Raw genomic sequence first — 16,202 nt, forward strand, 5'->3', positions numbered from 1 at the left:
TGGACTATGGCCTGGTCTATGACATGTTCATGACGGGATCTATGACGTGGTCAATAACTTGGCAAGACGCGGTTACTAATGATAAGGGGGAGCATTGGCATGAACATCTTCGTAATTTTGAAGCAAACCTTCGATACCGAGGAGAAGATCGTGGTTCATGGTGGAGAAATCTCCGAGGATGGCGTAAAGTTCATCATCAACCCATATGACGAGTACGCGATAGAAGAAGCGATTCGCCTGAAGGAGCTGCACGGCGGCCAGGTCACGGTTGTTTCCGTCGGTCCGCCAAGGGCTGCCGAAGCGCTGCGAACCGCCCTGGCGATGGGCGCGGACGAGGCGGTGCTAATCGCGGATGGGCGCATTCCGGCGGACGAGTACAGCCTATCGGTCGTGCTCGCGGCGTACTTGTCCAAAGTATCCGCCGATGTTGTGCTCGGCGGCAATTTCTCCGTGGACCAGGGTTCGGGGCAGGTTGCCGTTCGCTTGGCCCGGCTGCTCGCTCTACCCCATGTCTCCTCAATCACGAAGCTGGATATCGCTGACGGCAAAGCTCAGGTGCTCCGGGATGCGGAGGGCGATGCCGAGACGATCGAAGCCGCACTTCCCGCCCTGTTTACGGCGCAGCAAGGACTGAACGAGCCGCGCTACCCTTCCCTGCCCGGTATTATGAAGGCGAAGAAAAAGCCTTTTCAGCAGCTTGGACTAAATGAGCTTGGCCTGTCGGAAGCGGACATCGCTCCCCGCACTGAGCGCGTCTCGTTGTCCCTGCCTCCGCAGAGAAAGGCTGGCCGGATTCTGCATGGCGAGCTGAAAGATCAGGCTGCAGAGCTCGTATCCCTGCTCCGTACTGAAGCTAAGGTGATTTAATAACTCAAGGGAGGAATACCGATGAGCAAACATTACGTGGTCATCGCGGAAGTCCGCGGCGGACAGCTCCGCCAGGTCAGCCTGGAGGCTATTGAAGCCGCGCAGCTCGCGGCTAATGAAGGGGATACGGTCTCTTCCCTGCTTCTCGGGCATAACTTGTCCGAGCAGGCGAGCCAGTTGTCCCGTTATGTTCCCGGACAAGTGCATGTCTTGGATCATCCCGATCTGGAGCATTATTTAGCCGAAAGATATTGCTCCGCGATCCTTCCCGTCCTGGAGTCCTTGGAGCCCTACACCATTGTCCTTGGCCATACTGCGATGGGACGCGACCTCGCTCCCATGCTGGCCGCCCATTTTCGGGCCGGACAAATCTCCGATGTGACGGCCATTCACAGAAACTGCTCCGAGCTTCTATTTACACGACCTATCTATGCCGGCAAAGCGTTCGAGCAGAAGCGGTTCATCGAGGGCCCGCAAATCATTACCGTACGGCCCAACAACATTTCCCTTGCCGCGGAAACCGGCGCTTCCGCCGAACTCATTCAGCACGCTTACTCTGCTCCAGCCGATCTTAAAACCATCATCAACGACGTCATCACCAAGACATCAGGGCGCGTTGATTTGGCCGAGGCGCAAATCGTCGTCTCTGGCGGCCGCGGCGTCAAGAGCGCGGAAGGCTTTAAGCCGCTAGAGCAGCTCGCCGAGGTGCTGGGCGGAGCCGTAGGCGCTTCCCGCGGAGCATGCGATGCCGGATATTGCGATTATGCGCTGCAGATCGGCCAAACCGGCAAAGTCGTCACGCCACAGGTCTACATCGCATGCGGAATTAGCGGTGCAATCCAGCATTTGGCTGGCATGAGCCAGTCCCGTATTATTATCGCCATCAATAAAGACCCAGAGGCTCCGATCTTCAAAATAGCGGATTATGGCATCGTGGGGGATTTATTTGAGGTAGTTCCCCTTTTAACAGAACAATTCCGCAAAGCCCTTACTTGAAGCAATTATCTTCACCTATTTCACCTATTCCGAGTATGTAAAATTCTAAGGCGACGACGGGATTTTCCGTCGTCGCCTTAGAATTTTACTAAGCTGGCCAGAGAACCCAGCAAACGAAGCGCTGCTTTGCTCTTGATATGCCGCCTTTTCATTCCAACGATTCTACCTTCTTCATTCACTCTGTAATCCCGCGAATGATGATGAAACAACTTCAGATCTCTTTCTAACCGATATAACTCTTCTGTGTACATTTTCTCCCACCCCTTGTTTGTGAACCTTTATTAATATATTTCCATTATCTTCTTCAAAATCAGGAAGAAAAAGAGTACACTATTGAACAAGTAATTCCCCTTTTAGAGAAAAAAGCAAAATTATGCCGTGATGAGGTGGAGGTCATATGCTTACAGAAGAGCGTTATTTGACATTATTGAATGAATATATCGCAAGGGATATCCCGATGGGTTCAGCCATGGCGAAGGAAGTCAGTTTAAGCGAATTGACCAGGCTGTTCCATTGCACGGAGAGAAATGTCAAGCTGATCGTTCGTAAACTCGAAGAGCAAGAACTCATTACATGGCACCCCGGACGAGGGCGCGGCAACCGCTCGCGGATCGAGTTCCGCTTGCCGCGAGACGAGTTCCTTCTCCAGCACGCGAAGCGTCTTGCCGACAAAGGCGAGTACCGGACTGCGTTCGAGGTGTTGAATCAGTATGAGGAGGATCAGGGGATTCTCGACCAGTTCATGAAGTGGCTCAATGGCCAGTTCGGATATAGCGAAGAGGAAAATTCCAATTCGGGCTGTAGCGATTTGTTCCGATTGCCGGTATACCGACCCCCAGTGACGCTTGATCCCGCCAAGTTGTTCCATAGCTTTGACGCTCATCTCACACGACAAATATTCGATCGGCTAGTGCAATACGAATCCGATGAGAACTCGAAGATCGTACCCATGCTCGCTCATCATTGGGAGAGCAATGAAGACGGAACACAGTGGATTTTCCACCTTCGAAAAGGCGTACGTTTTCACCATAAACGCGAGTTGACTGCTCATGACGTCGTATTTACCCTTAATCGGCTTCGAGATCATTCGGTAAACGAATGGCTGTTATATACACTGGACCATGTCGAGGCGCTGAACCCGATTACAGTCAAAATCGTTCTGAAGCAGCCCAATTGGCTGCTCCCGCGTATGCTCTGCTCCGCATGCGCGGCGATTTTGCCAGCAGATTTGGTCAGCGAGGATGAAGAGAAGTTCTGGAGGCTGCCTATCGGCACGGGCGCCTTTCGGCTGACGCATTGGAGCTCGAACCTTATCAACCTTTCGGTCAACACTGAGTATTTTCTAGGGAGGGCCTACCTAGATGCGGTGAGCATCGTCATCCTTCCCGAAGAGGTCCCCGGGTCTTCCAGGCTGAGATGGGAGAAGCTTATTGACAATGAGGCACGGTTTCCAAGCAAACCGGAGAAGGATTGGAACCAAATCGAAGGATTGGGGAAGAATTGCAGCTTGATTAGCTGGAACCGCAACAAACCAGGCCCGCAGCAGTCCTTATCCTTCCGTCAGGCCGTGAATCTCATTATTGACCGGAGGCAACTGATTCAAGATGTAGAGCGAGGAGCTCCTGCCCGAGGTTTCTTGCCCCGTGAGGAATGCCTCGCCAGCAGCGGATTCCGGTATGACCGGGACGCTGCCTTGCAACTGCTCGAGGAATCCGGCTATGACGGAACCCCGCTAGACCTAGTTACGACCATTCAACAGCGCGAGGATGCGTGTTGGTTTGTGGAGCAATGCGCTTCAATCGGTATTCAAGTCCGTATAAACTATATTTCGTTCGACATGTGCAATGACGAGGACATCAGCGCGGAAGCCGACTGCATATTGGCCTGCCTTGCCTTCGCAGATGATGAGGTATGCCAGTTGGAAACTTACCTTCAAAGCCAGGGCTTTAATAACCATATGGAGCACAATTTGCGTAAATGGATATTTGGGATTACCGAGGAAATTTTGGCGACGGCCTCGATCGAAGCGCGCAGCGCTCTTTTTCAGCAAATCGAGTTCCGGCTGCAGGACGAAGCCCAATTTTTGTTTCTCGTTCACCGCAAAATCAATACCTATGTCCACCCTTCCATCCGCGGACTCGGCATTAACCGTCTGGGCTGGATGGATTTCAAAGACATCTGGTTGACCTCGCCTATATGTAGCTGCGATGAATAACCGCATGCAAAAAAGGGAAAGCATCCTCAAGATGCCTTCCCTTTTTATGTTCGCAGTGCGATTATTTGAATACTTTCAGACGGCTGTCAAGCGGATTAAATTGCTTGTCGCCAGGCTCGGCAACCGGCTTGCCGAACGGCATTTGCGCAATCAGCTTCCAGGAGGCTGGAATGTTCCATTCCTGTTGAACCTTCTCGTCGATTAGCGGATTATAGTGCTGGAGCGAAGCGCCAACGCCTTCGTTAGCTAGTGCAGTCCATACTACAAATTGCAGCATGCCCGAGGATTGCTCGGACCATACAGGGAAATTGTCTTTGTACAGCGCGAATTGCTCTTGAAGCCCTTGAATGACTTCTTGATCCTCGAAGAACAGTACCGTGCCTCGGCCGCTGTGGAATGCAGCCATCTTCTCTTCGGTCGGTCCGAAGCTGTCCGCAGGCACGATCGCTCTCAGTGTTTCTTTCGTCATATCCCATAATTTATCATGTTGTTCATTGAATAAAACCACAACACGTGCACTTTGCGAATTAAAAGAAGACGGGGTATGAAGTACAGCTTCTCCTACAATCTCCTCGATCCGTTGATCAGAAATAACCTCTTCTTTACTAATGGCATATACGCTGCGTCTTTCTTTGATAGCGCTCAGAAATTGGCTCATACATCAATCTCCTTATCCTTTTAATATCAACTTACATTTATTTAGCAACTCTGTTTTATATATTACCTGATCAAAATAATTATTGCAATAGGTATAACTACTTAATCCATTTCCCCTCTTTTGAAGGTATTCAAATTGACTTCCCTCCATTATAATGGAAGGAAAACCCATTTGCAAAGGGGATGCCGCATGGCAAGAACGAAGGTGTTTATCAGCTCCGTAAATGAAGATGGACTTAAGCCGCTTCGCCGGGCCGCTTTTCGCGATCTAGCTTCTCTTGGTCATGACCCCCTTATGTGGGAAGAGAATCTGGGACCCTGGCCGGCAAATATCGATCCGATCAAGAAGTGCCTGGAGGCTGTAGGACAGAGCGATATTTATTTATTGTTTCTTGGAAACAAAGCCGGGACATACGACATTCGAGCGGGAGCTACTGTAACCCATATGGAGTTTATCCAGGCACATGAACAAGAAAAACTTACTCTCGTATTCGGAGACGCCGTAATTAAAACCGCTTTCTTCAGCACGGTAAAACCGCTGATTGAGCAGCTTGTGGATCAGCATATCAAGGAGAAAGAGCAGTTCCCCTCCCCCATACATATTATGGATTCACTTAGGAATAATCATACCCTGCCTTTACACGTTGATCCTTATGTATGGTATTTCTTGTACGACATAACCCTTCGTAAAGTATATATTGATGATTTATCATTGGGCGTACCTATCGATTGGAAAGAATACTTCAGCGATCTTCTCCGTCGCGGCTCGCTGCTTCTGCCCCTTGAACAATCGATTGAGCAGAACAGCGCAAGGCTGGAACAGTTTGATGAAGCTTTTGAACTTCTGAATCGTCTTCTCCCGCAGGTGCAAATTACCGGGCTGCAGCGAGCCGAGGACTTCCTGTCCATCATTAAATCACGCATGACCGGCGGCGTAATCGAGCATCACTACGGCCCCTATGTGGCGGAAACCGTGGGCGAATACAGCGATTGCTCCGCTGCTACACTTTACATCCAAGTGGATGATCGGCTGCAGCTCGCAGCGAAAGTAGGCCATGCAGCGGGAGCAGCATATTACCGGCTGGACAATCACAGCTCTTATAACGTCTTGACCTATCATAAGGGCGACAACGGGGAGCAGGTGTTTTTCAAAGCCTCGAAGCACATGTTTTTTTACTGTATACGAACGGGCAGACTAGTTCTAACGCTCCATTTTCCATCCCACCCAAATTGGGATTATAAGAAATTCATCCACTACAAAGAAGCTGTAAACGATGCTATAATTAGTAAAAATCCTTTAATGATCGAGTTAATCAAGCTGATTCTAGGAGGGATGCAGTCGTGAGTAGCGGGGTATTCGTTTCGAAGAACGGAAAAGTAACCGAAGCGGTTGGTATTCAGCCGAAGGAAGCACTGCTGTTCGCTCCTTCCCGGAAGAGCTCGTCGCAAATATGGCGGGAACAGCGTACCGCGATGAAACGTGAGAACAAGCGAATCCGGGATCGTTTTAATGAAGCAACCAAGCGTGTATAATGTATAGTGTTTAGCTTAGCTGTATACAAAATTAGCCCAGCAGCTAATAATATTTCAAATTCTAATACAAACGACCGTTCCCCTGTTCAATGGGAAAACGGTCGTTATTGTTTCTAATCGGTATATCCTTACTAGCTAATCAGCTTCAAGCCAACGGCTGCACTTAATACCATGGCGATAAACAGGATTCGTTTCCATTCCCTGGATTCCCCGTAAAACAGCATGCCAAGCAATGCGCTTCCGACGGTGCCGATCCCTGTCCAGACCGCGTAGGCCGTACCCATAGACAAAGATTTCATCGCTATGGACAGAAACAGGAAACTAAGGATGAACCCGCCAAACAGCAGTGCGAAGGACTTCCAGTCTCTTTGCTTGTTAATTCTGCTAATCCCCGCGACGCCAATCACTTCGCAAAATCCAGCCAATATCAGAATCAACCACGCCATCTCAATCCCCCTCCTTTGCAGCCTGCTCCGTTGTCGTAACCAGTTTCAAGCCAGCTACACCGCAGACCAGCAATAAAATAAGGAGCAGTTTAGCCAGCCTGAAGGGCTCGCCAAATACGAGCATTTCAAATAAGACGGTCCCGGCTGTTCCCAGTCCGGTAAATACGGCATATGCCGTGCCAGCCGGCAGCTTGCGCGTGGATAATACGAGCAGATACATACTCACGATGATAGCAATCGCGGTAGCTGTCCATGAGAGCGCATTATGAGAATGCTTCAGACCGATAACCCAGCCTATTTCGAACATTCCGGCAACAACTACCTGCATCCAATAGCGGTTCATACTTTTGTCCATATGAAATCTCCTTCCCCCACACCCACTCTAACTATTACACCCTCTCTTTCTCTTTCAACAGACAAAAGCCCAGAAAGATATCTGCTTGATATCCTCCCGGGCTTTTCTCCCTCCGTGTCCGCAGGATGTTTCCTGCGTGTTCTCTCTTGGACCAGACCGGCAGAGGACACCGCGGAACCCTAGAGAACATTTGTGACCTATATGATACAGGTTTGAAGCCGAGGGGTCAACCATCATTGGTGGCATTTGCGTGCAATACTTGTCTTAGGTTCCCGTATAGTCTAACATAATTTCCAGAAGGCATTTTGCATGTTGCCTGCTTTTCGTGATTTTTTAAAATTGAAGAAAACTAAATAAAGGAGATTAACGATGACCCCTACCCAACTATTTTCGCCTTACACCATTAAAGATGTCACTTTAAAAAATCGTATCGTTATGTCACCGATGTGCATGTACTCCTCCTATAATCGCGACGGCAAAGTGACCGACTGGCACCGTGTGCATTACCCTAGCCGGGCCGCAGGCCAGGTTGGATTAGTTATGCTGGAAGCGACGGCTGTTTTGCCTGAAGGCCGCATTTCCTATCAGGACCTCGGCATTTGGAGCGATGAGCATGTTGCTGGGCTACAGGAAGTCGTTCGGCTTATCCATCATAACGAGGCTAAGGCAGCGATTCAGCTCGCTCATGCCGGCAGAAAAGCAGATCTCGAGGAAACGATTTTTGCCCCCTCGGCGATTGCGTTTGAAGGAATGAAAACACCGGACGAAGCTTCCGCAGAATATATTCAGCAGACCATTTCGGCTTTCCGTGACGCTGCCCGGCGGGCCCGGGAGGCCGGATTCGACGTTATTGAAATTCACGGCGCTCATGGCTATTTAATCAGTGAATTCCTCTCTCCGCTCTCTAATAAACGGACGGACGAATACGGGGGCAGTGCGGATAACCGTTACCGGCTGCTCCGTGAAGTGATCGAAGCGGTTAAGACGGAATGGCAAGGTCCACTCTTCGTCCGCATTTCCGCGAACGAATATCATGAAGACGGCAACACCCTGGAGCAGTTTATCCAATTCGCAAAATATATGAAAGAGCAAGGGGTAGATCTCATCGACTGCAGCTCTGGCGGCATTGTTCCAGCGGCGATTGAGATATTCCCTGGTTACCAAGTCAACTTGGCCGATCAAATCCGCAATCAGGCCGGTATAGCGACGGGCGCTGTCGGCTTAATATCCAGCGGACTGCAGGCCGAGGAAATTCTCGGCAACCAGCGGGCAGATCTAATTTTTGTCGGTCGTGAGCTGCTGCGCAACCCTTACTGGCCATTAAGCGCTGCTAAAGAGCTTGGCGCCACGATAGATCGGCCTAAGCCATATCACCGCTCCTAATTAGGGGCGGCAGTCTTACTTTAACGCTAAGGAAGGGTAGCACATGAGAACGAAATGGACGTCCAATGATATCCCTGCTCTAACAGGGCGTACCGCGATAGTGACGGGCGCTAACGCCGGGCTTGGCTATCAAATATCAGAGCAATTGGCACGAAATGGGGCTCATGTAATTATGGCTTGCCGGGATGAGCGCAAAGGCGAAATTGCCATTCGCCAATTGTATGATAAGCTCGGCGGAGTCAAAACTGAATTAGTTCCGCTCGATTTAGCCGATCTGTCTTCCATTCATAAATTTGCATCACTTGTTTCGGAGCGCCACAGCGCAATTGATTTGCTCGTTAACAACGCCGGCGTCATGGCGACCCCACCCCGCAAAACAGCTGATGGCTTTGAATTGCAAATCGGGACGAATCACCTCGGGCATTTCGCACTGACCGGGCTTCTATTGCCCCAATTGGCGGCTGCGGGGCCGGCGAGAATTGTGACTTTGAGCAGCATCGCTCACCGTATTGGCCGGATCAACTTTAAAGATCTCCAGCATGAGCGGTCTTACAACGCTGAACTTGTATACGGCCAATCGAAGCTGGCCAATTTACTCTTCGCTTTCGAACTCCAGCGGCGAATAGATGAGGCCGGTCTAAACATGCTTAGCGTGGCAGCGCATCCGGGCATTGCCGCGACGAATCTGTTTAATGTCGGGCCGCAAATGAGCGGGAGCCGGATGCAAACCCTGTTATACGGCTGGATTACCCGATATATTGCCCAGCCCGAACAGATGGGGGCTCTGCCCGCTCTTTATGCGGCTACGTCTCCCGATGTGAAGGCAGGCCGTTACTATGGCCCTGACCGTTTCGGGATTAAAGGCTTCCCGGGTGAAGCATCGGCCTCCATCGCTGCCAGAAACCGCGATAACGCACAGCGGCTATGGAACATATCTGAGCAGTTGACCAAAGTCATTTATCCTTTTGTAAAGAAAGCTGTAACTTGACTGACTTGATAGATAATTTGATGATTCGACTGATTTGACTGATTTGACTGATTCGATGATTTAACTGATCTGACTGTCTTGATTGACTAAATTCGCGTGAAGCTCCCAGTGCGCGGTGGCCGGCGTTACATGACGGTGGTCAAATGTCTTGACTTACAGGCAGCCCAAACAACATCTGTACTGAATAAGTTTAAAGGAGTTGCTTACAAACGTGGTTCATGGGAAAACGGCTTTATCCAACCAATCATCCGCTTCACGCCCATTTTCGCGCACACTGATCATGACCGCTGTTGAAGCAGAGCGTGAGGCCGTATTACGCGGATTGAACGGGGCAGCCGGCTTCGACGTCCGCCTAGCCGGTGTGGGCCCTATCGCTGCCGCGGCAAATACGGCGGCGATTTTAACGGACGGACCGCCTCCGATACCGGCCTGGGATTTAGTAATCAGCGCCGGCATCGGAGGCGGATTTACCGGGGCCGCTGAAATAGGCTCGGTCGTTATGGCCACAATGATTATCGCTGCGGACCTTGGCGCCGAGTCTCAAGAAGGCTTTCTAAGCCTGGAGGAACTCGGCTTCGGTTCATCCCGGATTGCAGCAGAGGCCACTTTAACGGAGCGATGGGCAAAAGCCGCAGCAGCTGTCGGAATTCCAGTCTGTACCGCTCCCATATTAACTCTTTCTACCGTAACAGGTTCTGAGGCTACCGCTAACCTGCTAAGCCAGCGGGTGCCCGGGGCAGCCGCGGAAGCGATGGAAGGCTACGGCGTAGCTATGGCCGCTCACAATCTTCAGCTTCCGGTCCTTGAAATAAGAGCCATCTCCAACACTGTCGGGCCTCGCCAGCGTGAGTTGTGGAAAATCAAGGATGCATTATTAGCGCTGGAGCAAGCTTGTTCTTTATTACCGGAGGTGCTTCATTGATGAAAATCGCCTTTTCTCCCTGTCCAAACGATACATTTGTATTTCACGCCTGGGCGCATGGACTTATTCCCGGAGCCCCCCGGCTCGACATAACTTATGCGGATATCGATGTTACGAACGGACTTGCCGCCAGCGGCAAAGGTCCTGAAGTATTAAAAATCTCTTACGCCGCCTTGCCCTGGGTACTAAGCGATTATGCCTTAATCCCTTGCGGCGGTGCACTGGGCCGAGGATGCGGCCCCCTTGTTCTCACGGCAGGACAGGAAACCGCACAGCCGCCGGACCCGGCCAGGCTATCGGGACGGCGTGTCGCGGTCCCAAGTGAACGCTCGACCGCATACCTGTTATTCCGGCTATGGGCGGCACAAGCTGTACCCGGAGGCGTTGGCGAAATAGTCGTGCTTCCATTTGACAAAATTATGCCTGCCGTTCGAGATGGTGAAGTCGATGCCGGATTAGTCATTCATGAAGCCAGATTCACTTATCCTTCCTACGGTTTGAGCCTGATGACCGATCTCGGCAGTTGGTGGGAACAGGATACCGGTTTGCCAATTCCGCTTGGGGCCATTATTGCCCGCCGCTCGCTTGACCTAGAAGCGATTGCAGAGTGGACACGTCAATCCGTGCAATATGCCTGGGCTCACCCGGATTCCTCTCGGGAATACGTTATGAAGCATGCCCAGGAGCTATCGCCAGAAGTGGCGGATGCGCATATCAAGCTGTATGTGAATCAGTATACGGAGTCGCTTGGGGATGACGGTTATGCCGCTGTCACTGCACTTCTAAACCGGGCTGCCGAAGAAGGGCTCGTTCCTGAAATACAGCCGGTCCTGCTTCGCTAGCAATTATAAAGGAGCCGGTGCTCGCAGTTTCGTGCGAACATCGGCTCCTTTTGCTTGACTCGGCGGCTCGCCGATACATGATTGCGGACGGGACTGCTGCCTATTTAAGCTCTTCCGCCAAAACGCTTGCGGTAACCGCATTTACGACACAGCTCTTCCACGGCCATTCTGCGCGAGAAGCCTTCATACAATCGATTGGCACGCTCTCCTTCCACAATCTCCGAGAAGGGTGTTTCGTAGACGTTGCCCAAGTTAATGACCCCTTCACCGTCCAGGCAGCACGGAATTACCGTGCCGTCCACAAGAATACCCGCCTGGTTGCGCAGAGCATGACAAAAGCCGTAACCGTCGTCCTCCTCCGCTCTTAAATCCGGCCAGTCAAATTCATGATCCTGATTCAAATAAACCCGCTCTGCCAGCTTTAATCCGCCTCCCGGAACGACCTTTTCCTCAATATGATAGTCCAGTCCAAATTCCTGCTCGATCATTTCGAGTGTGGCCCGGTTGCGGCTGCGCACCAAATTCGTCTCATTGTTTTTGTCCAGATTCCATAACCGGAATGAAACGATCAGATCCGATGAGCTCACCGCTTCCTTTACAAAAGACAAAATACTCCGAATATATCCCTCCCGGTCTGTCGAGCCTTCATGGCCATCAAAGCTATGCAGCGAGAAGTTCATTTGCCTCAGCGCCGGCTTATTGATAATTTTAGGTCCGGCCTTTCTAATGAGCGTCCCGTTCGATGTAATATTTACTTTAAAGCCCTTTTCATGACTTATATCCAGCAAAGTATCAATTTTAGGATGAAGCAGCGGTTCGCCTTTTACATGAAAATAAATATAGTCGGTATGCGGCTTAACCTCATCCAATATTTTCACAAAATCATCCACTTTGATGAACTGTGCTTTCCGCTCGGTTGGCGGGCAAAAGCTGCAGGCCAAATTACAAATGCTTGTCGTTTCGATATAAAACTTTTTAAATTTTTTCATCTTCGTATAATCCTGCCTCATATGATTTGATTGCGCAAGTCTATGATATGAACATTACAATGGCAGCGGAGTGTCCGTTGGCTTAGCATAACCTTCCCGGTACTTCTCGTCAATCAATGTACGAATTTCGCTTGCTGATTTGCCATCCTGTACCATTGAGTTGATTCAACCGCAATTTCCAAGCATACATTACACTTTGTGCCATGATCATAATTGCTTTCCTGCTTCATCCTTTCGAACGGCGTTTGCCGCCCTCTCTTCTGCTGCCTATCCTTGTGTCCGGCGAGATGTCCAGCAAACTACTCTTGGAGGTTCCGATCTGCTGTGAAGTGTAAATGCCGCTATGACCTGAAAATATATAGCTCACCAAACAAGCGATAAACATGTAAAGCGCTCCCTCCCCGCCAAATAGCTCTATGCCCATAATGAAGCAGGCAATCGGCGTATTCGCTGCTCCGCAGAACACTGCGATAAAGCCGAGAGCAGCAAGAAATGGTCCGTATAAATGAAGCCATCCGGCCAATGTGTAGCCGAAACTCGCCCCAATTGCAAACAGCGGCGTCACTTCTCCTCCCTGGAAGCCGGCCCCCAGCGTCACGGATGTAAACAGCAGCTTTCCTAAAAAGGTAAACGGCGATACGCCGGCGTCGAAAGAATCGGCAATCAGCGGCAATCCAAGGCCCAGGTAATCCCGGGTTCCGGTAACGTATACGAGCCCGATAATTATAAGTCCGCCAACCGCGCTCTTTATTACAGGGCTGACGAAGATACGGGTAAACCATCTTTTTAACAAGTGCGTCAGCTCGCTGAACAACAGGCTGACCAGCCCGAACAAAATCGATGCGATTACGACCTTCATCAGTATTGCCCCAGAAAACTCCGGCACCGTGCCTATTTCATAAATATGATGCTGAACTTTCCACAGCTGCGTCGTGACCAAATCACCGACGAAACTCGCGGCGAAACAAGGAATTAGCGCACGGTAGCTCAAAAGGCCAAGTACGGCTACCTCAAGACCGAACATTGTTCCCGCAAGCGGCGTCCCGAATACCGAACCGAATCCTCCACTAATCCCGCACATAAGCAACACCCGGCGATCCATAGCATTAAGCCTGATCTGCTTACCGAACCATTCTGCCAAGCTTCCGCCCATTTGCACGGCTGTTCCTTCTCTTCCTGCCGACCCTCCGAACAGATGGGTCACCAAGGTTCCGAACAATACAAGCGGAGCCATGCGCAGTGGAACTTGTTCATTCCCGCCCTGGATTTGCTCCAAAATGAGGTTATTGCCTTGAATGCTTTGCTTTCCCCATTTCAAATACACGTAACTGACGAGCGCTCCCCCGAGAGGCAGAAACCATAGCAACCAGGGATGATCATATCTCCAGTTGGTTACCGTATCCAGGCTGATGAGGAATATAGCAGAAGCCGAGCCTGTAAACAAACCAACCGCGCTCCCCAAAATAACCCACCGCAAAAATGAGCCAGGATAAGAAGCAATATGTTTGATCGAATGATACATTCTGAACTTCATCCTATATATCCCCCAAACAGCAGCGCTTAAATTGTGTTAATCCCTTATGTTAACATTTCATATCATAACAAAAATCCAAGTCGGCACACAGTACACCCTTACAGTAAATCACGGACACCGATTAAACCAGGCGTTACTCACATAGTGCAAAGGCAATTTTCCATCCTCAGCATATGATAATACAAATCAAACCGAAATGGGGATTTCATTTGGCCAGCTTTCATAGAGCGTATAAGCTTAAGCAACAATTGGCGGCCCGCATGCTTAAAAGACGCAGTATTCACGGCATCGGGGTAGGACTTTGTGATCCTTCCAATCCCAAAAAAGGAGCAGCCGTCATTGTTTACGCGAATGCCCTGTCATCCACTGCTAAATCCAAACTCAAAAAGTCAAAGCGGAAGAGCACCTCTCATTTATATTTAAAGGATAAATCGGGGGTGCCCATCCGAATTGTTAAATCTACAAGCTTCCATAAGAACGGTAATGTTGATATCCCCCGATTCAGAAGAAGAATCAGACCGGTTATCGCCGGATACAGCATAGGCACGCCTAATGTATCCGGTACCGCAGGCCTGATCATAACTGATACCCGCGGGAAAAACCGTTATGTCCTAAGCAACAACCACGTTCTCGTCAACGAGAATACGGGCCGCTGCTCCAAAACTTTGCAGCCCGGAGGGGCCGATGGCGGAACGGTAAATAAGGATCGGATCGGAGAAATGCACCGTTTTGTCCGGTTAAGTAAGAGGCGGAACAATTACTTGGACGCAGCGACGGCGAAGCCGCTTCGCCGCTCATTACTTAAGCCCAGTTACGCGGTGTTCGGAACGGTTCCAGGTCATCTGCGCTCCTACCGCATTGGAGATCAATTCAGAAAAGTAGGCCGCACTACTGGCATAACCAAAGGAACAGTAGAGTCTATTCATACCGATATTCGGGTCGGGTACGGACAATATGGCGGCTTAGGAACGATTACCTTCAAAAATCAAAGCGTCATTCGCGGGAAACAGCCTGTTTCGCTAAGCGGCGATTCGGGTTCTGTCTGGCTTACCCGTCGAGGCAACCTGGCGGCGGCTGTCAATTATGCCGGTTCAGCCGACGGCCTCTTATCGATTTCATATCCGGTAGAATGGTTTATGCAAGTGTTCAATACTAGGGTAGCTCTCCCGGGGCGCAAAGGCCGAAAGGTTCAAGCTTCACGGCCTGCGCATAGCCGCAACTATTTATTTACCCAGCCTCTTCCGCCTGAATTGCTGCGTTCCATTAGAACAACCGCCGGTAATAGATGCACATCCGACAATGCGAAAAAAGTGTAACGCACCGCAAAAAGTGCAGCGCACAAGACATATTCTATAATTTATACTCCATCAATCATGCATCATAATTCATAGATCATAAATGCTAAATCATAACAAAAGAGCCGCTTCCGATGATCAATCGAAGAGCGGCTCTTACGTTGCCAAAAAAGACGTACGATATTATTCCATAAAATCCTTCAAGCGCTTACTGCGGCTTGGATGTCTCAATTTACGAAGCGCTTTGGCTTCAATCTGTCTAATCCGTTCCCGGGTAACTCCAAATTCCTTACCGACCTCTTCCAGCGTTCGTGTGCGGCCGTCATCCATTCCAAAGCGCAAGCGAAGTACGTTCTCTTCACGTTCCGTTAACGTATCGAGCACTTCTTCCAGCTGCTCCTTCAACAATTCATAGGCAGCAGCATCCGCTGGAGCCAGGGCGTCCTGATCCTCGATAAAATCACCCAGATTGGAGTCGTTCTCTTCCCCAATCGGCGTTTCCAGCGACACAGGCTCCTGGGCAATCTTCATAATTTCACGCACTTTTTCCGGCGTCAATTCCATCTCCTTGGCAATTTCCTCCGGCGTCGGCTCACGGCCTATTTCCTGAAGGAGTTGACGGGAAATACGGATCAGCTTGTTGATCGTTTCCACCATATGAACAGGAATGCGAATCGTTCTCGCCTGATCGGCGATCGCTCTTGTGATGGCCTGACGAATCCACCATGTCGCATACGTGCTGAATTTGAACCCCTTCTTGAAGTCAAACTTCTCAACTGCTTTGATCAGGCCCATGTTCCCTTCCTGAATCAAGTCCAGAAACACCATACCCCGGCCAACATACCGGCGGGCTATGCTTACAACAAGACGCAAGTTAGCTTCAGCCAGTCTGCGTTTGGCCTCCTCATCACCCTGTTCTATTCTTTTCGCCAGCTCGATTTCTTCCTCAGCTGACAGCAGGGGGACTCGACCGATTTCTTTCAAATACATACGTACAGGATCATCAATCTTAATACCTGGCGGTAACGTCAGGTCTTCTGTAAATTCTGATTCATTATGAAGCTGCAAATCTTCTGTCACGATTCAGACCCCCACCCATCAATAAAAAATACAAGTCAACCATAGTGATCTTATCTATTATTCGTTTGACAATTGCCAGCTTTTATGCTAATATAAAAGC

At 50.1% G+C, this 16,202-nt stretch carries 17 protein-coding genes, 1 pseudogene and 1 riboswitch; of the genes and pseudogenes, 10 read left to right on the forward strand and 8 right to left on the reverse strand.

The window, feature by feature from the left end; genetic code table 11:
* The first annotated feature begins 99 nt into the window (after positions 1–99).
* Together G358_RS0114485 and G358_RS0114490 are read left to right on the forward strand one after the other, a co-directional pair.
* A complete protein-coding gene (locus G358_RS0114485) occupies positions 100–867 on the forward strand; it encodes an electron transfer flavoprotein subunit beta/FixA family protein (protein WP_019637956.1) in 768 nt (255 codons plus the stop codon).
* 21 nt (positions 868–888) lie between these two features.
* Entirely contained in the window at positions 889–1,863 is a 975-nt protein-coding gene (locus G358_RS0114490; RefSeq protein ID WP_019637957.1) for an electron transfer flavoprotein subunit alpha/FixB family protein, read from the forward strand.
* Between the two features lie 77 nt (positions 1,864–1,940).
* Here G358_RS0114490 and G358_RS33110 read toward each other — a convergent pair whose 3' ends face one another.
* A complete protein-coding gene (locus tag G358_RS33110) occupies positions 1,941–2,114 on the reverse strand; it encodes a hypothetical protein (protein WP_019637958.1) in 174 nt (57 codons plus the stop codon).
* A gap of 146 nt (positions 2,115–2,260) precedes the next feature.
* On the opposite strand from G358_RS33110, the gene G358_RS0114500 reads away from it, so the two are divergent.
* Positions 2,261–4,078, forward strand: coding sequence for an ABC transporter substrate-binding protein (locus G358_RS0114500; protein WP_019637959.1), 1,818 nt, complete (start codon positions 2,261–2,263; stop codon positions 4,076–4,078).
* Between the two features lie 61 nt (positions 4,079–4,139).
* On the opposite strand, the gene G358_RS0114505 is transcribed toward G358_RS0114500, so the two are convergent.
* On the reverse strand, positions 4,140–4,736 hold the full coding sequence (locus G358_RS0114505; protein WP_019637960.1) for a nitroreductase family protein: 597 nt from the start codon (positions 4,734–4,736) through the stop codon (positions 4,140–4,142).
* A gap of 189 nt (positions 4,737–4,925) precedes the next feature.
* Between G358_RS0114505 and G358_RS0114510 the strand changes: the two genes are divergently transcribed.
* Positions 4,926–6,080, forward strand: a complete 1,155-nt coding sequence (locus tag G358_RS0114510; RefSeq protein WP_019637961.1) for a DUF4062 domain-containing protein — start codon at positions 4,926–4,928, stop codon at positions 6,078–6,080.
* Positions 6,077–6,268, forward strand: a complete 192-nt coding sequence (locus G358_RS0114515; protein WP_019637962.1) for a hypothetical protein — start codon at positions 6,077–6,079, stop codon at positions 6,266–6,268. The genes G358_RS0114510 and G358_RS0114515 overlap by 4 nt, the downstream gene beginning before the upstream one ends.
* Positions 6,269–6,399: 131 nt before the next feature.
* Here G358_RS0114515 and G358_RS0114520 read toward each other — a convergent pair whose 3' ends face one another.
* Together G358_RS0114520 and G358_RS0114525 are read right to left on the reverse strand one after the other, a co-directional pair.
* The gene (locus tag G358_RS0114520; RefSeq protein WP_019637963.1) at positions 6,400–6,714 is read right to left on the reverse strand and encodes a DMT family transporter; all 315 of its coding nucleotides are present in this window, start codon (positions 6,712–6,714) and stop codon (positions 6,400–6,402) included.
* 1 nt (position 6,715) lies between these two features.
* A complete protein-coding gene (locus tag G358_RS0114525; RefSeq protein ID WP_019637964.1) occupies positions 6,716–7,069 on the reverse strand; it encodes a DMT family transporter in 354 nt (117 codons plus the stop codon).
* 91 nt (positions 7,070–7,160) lie between these two features.
* Positions 7,161–7,263: riboswitch (guanidine-I (ykkC/yxkD leader) on the reverse strand.
* Between the two features lie 175 nt (positions 7,264–7,438).
* Between G358_RS0114525 and namA the strand changes: the two genes are divergently transcribed.
* The 4 genes from namA to G358_RS0114545 all read left to right on the forward strand — a co-directional run bounded on the left by namA (position 7,439) and on the right by G358_RS0114545 (position 11,204).
* Complete coding sequence (gene namA, locus G358_RS0114530; protein WP_019637965.1) at positions 7,439–8,452, forward strand: NADPH dehydrogenase NamA; 1,014 nt, start codon at positions 7,439–7,441, stop codon at positions 8,450–8,452.
* Positions 8,453–8,495: 43 nt separating this feature from the next.
* Entirely contained in the window at positions 8,496–9,440 is a 945-nt protein-coding gene (locus tag G358_RS0114535) for an oxidoreductase (protein ID WP_019637966.1), read from the forward strand.
* A gap of 211 nt (positions 9,441–9,651) precedes the next feature.
* On the forward strand, positions 9,652–10,362 hold the full coding sequence (locus G358_RS0114540) for a futalosine hydrolase (protein WP_019637967.1): 711 nt from the start codon (positions 9,652–9,654) through the stop codon (positions 10,360–10,362).
* Positions 10,362–11,204 (forward strand): 1,4-dihydroxy-6-naphtoate synthase, encoded by an 843-nt coding sequence (locus G358_RS0114545; RefSeq protein WP_019637968.1) that lies wholly within the window; start codon positions 10,362–10,364, stop codon positions 11,202–11,204. The genes G358_RS0114540 and G358_RS0114545 overlap by 1 nt, the downstream gene beginning before the upstream one ends.
* 104 nt (positions 11,205–11,308) lie before the next feature.
* Here the strand turns inward: G358_RS0114545 and G358_RS0114550 are convergent, their stop codons facing one another.
* The 3 genes and pseudogenes from G358_RS0114550 to G358_RS0114555 form a co-directional block, all read right to left on the reverse strand.
* Positions 11,309–12,193 carry a radical SAM/SPASM domain-containing protein gene (locus tag G358_RS0114550; RefSeq protein WP_019637969.1) on the reverse strand — a complete coding sequence of 295 codons (885 nt, stop codon included), beginning with the start codon at positions 12,191–12,193 and terminating at the stop codon, positions 11,309–11,311.
* A 54-nt stretch (positions 12,194–12,247) separates the two neighbouring features.
* Positions 12,248–12,402, reverse strand: a pseudogene (locus G358_RS32365) (PCYCGC motif-containing (lipo)protein); the annotation flags it as partial.
* Positions 12,403–12,419: 17 nt separating this feature from the next.
* Positions 12,420–13,727 carry a voltage-gated chloride channel family protein gene (locus G358_RS0114555; RefSeq protein WP_019637970.1) on the reverse strand — a complete coding sequence of 436 codons (1,308 nt, stop codon included), beginning with the start codon at positions 13,725–13,727 and terminating at the stop codon, positions 12,420–12,422.
* A gap of 209 nt (positions 13,728–13,936) precedes the next feature.
* On the opposite strand from G358_RS0114555, the gene G358_RS0114560 reads away from it, so the two are divergent.
* Positions 13,937–15,043 carry a hypothetical protein gene (locus tag G358_RS0114560; RefSeq protein ID WP_019637971.1) on the forward strand — a complete coding sequence of 369 codons (1,107 nt, stop codon included), beginning with the start codon at positions 13,937–13,939 and terminating at the stop codon, positions 15,041–15,043.
* A gap of 162 nt (positions 15,044–15,205) precedes the next feature.
* On the opposite strand, the gene rpoD is transcribed toward G358_RS0114560, so the two are convergent.
* Complete coding sequence (gene rpoD / locus G358_RS0114565) at positions 15,206–16,102, reverse strand: RNA polymerase sigma factor RpoD (protein WP_019637972.1); 897 nt, start codon at positions 16,100–16,102, stop codon at positions 15,206–15,208.
* Positions 16,103–16,202: the final 100 nt, after the last annotated feature.

This window comes from Paenibacillus fonticola DSM 21315, assembly GCF_000381905.1.
Lineage (GTDB): Bacteria > Bacillota > Bacilli > Paenibacillales > Paenibacillaceae > Fontibacillus > Fontibacillus fonticola.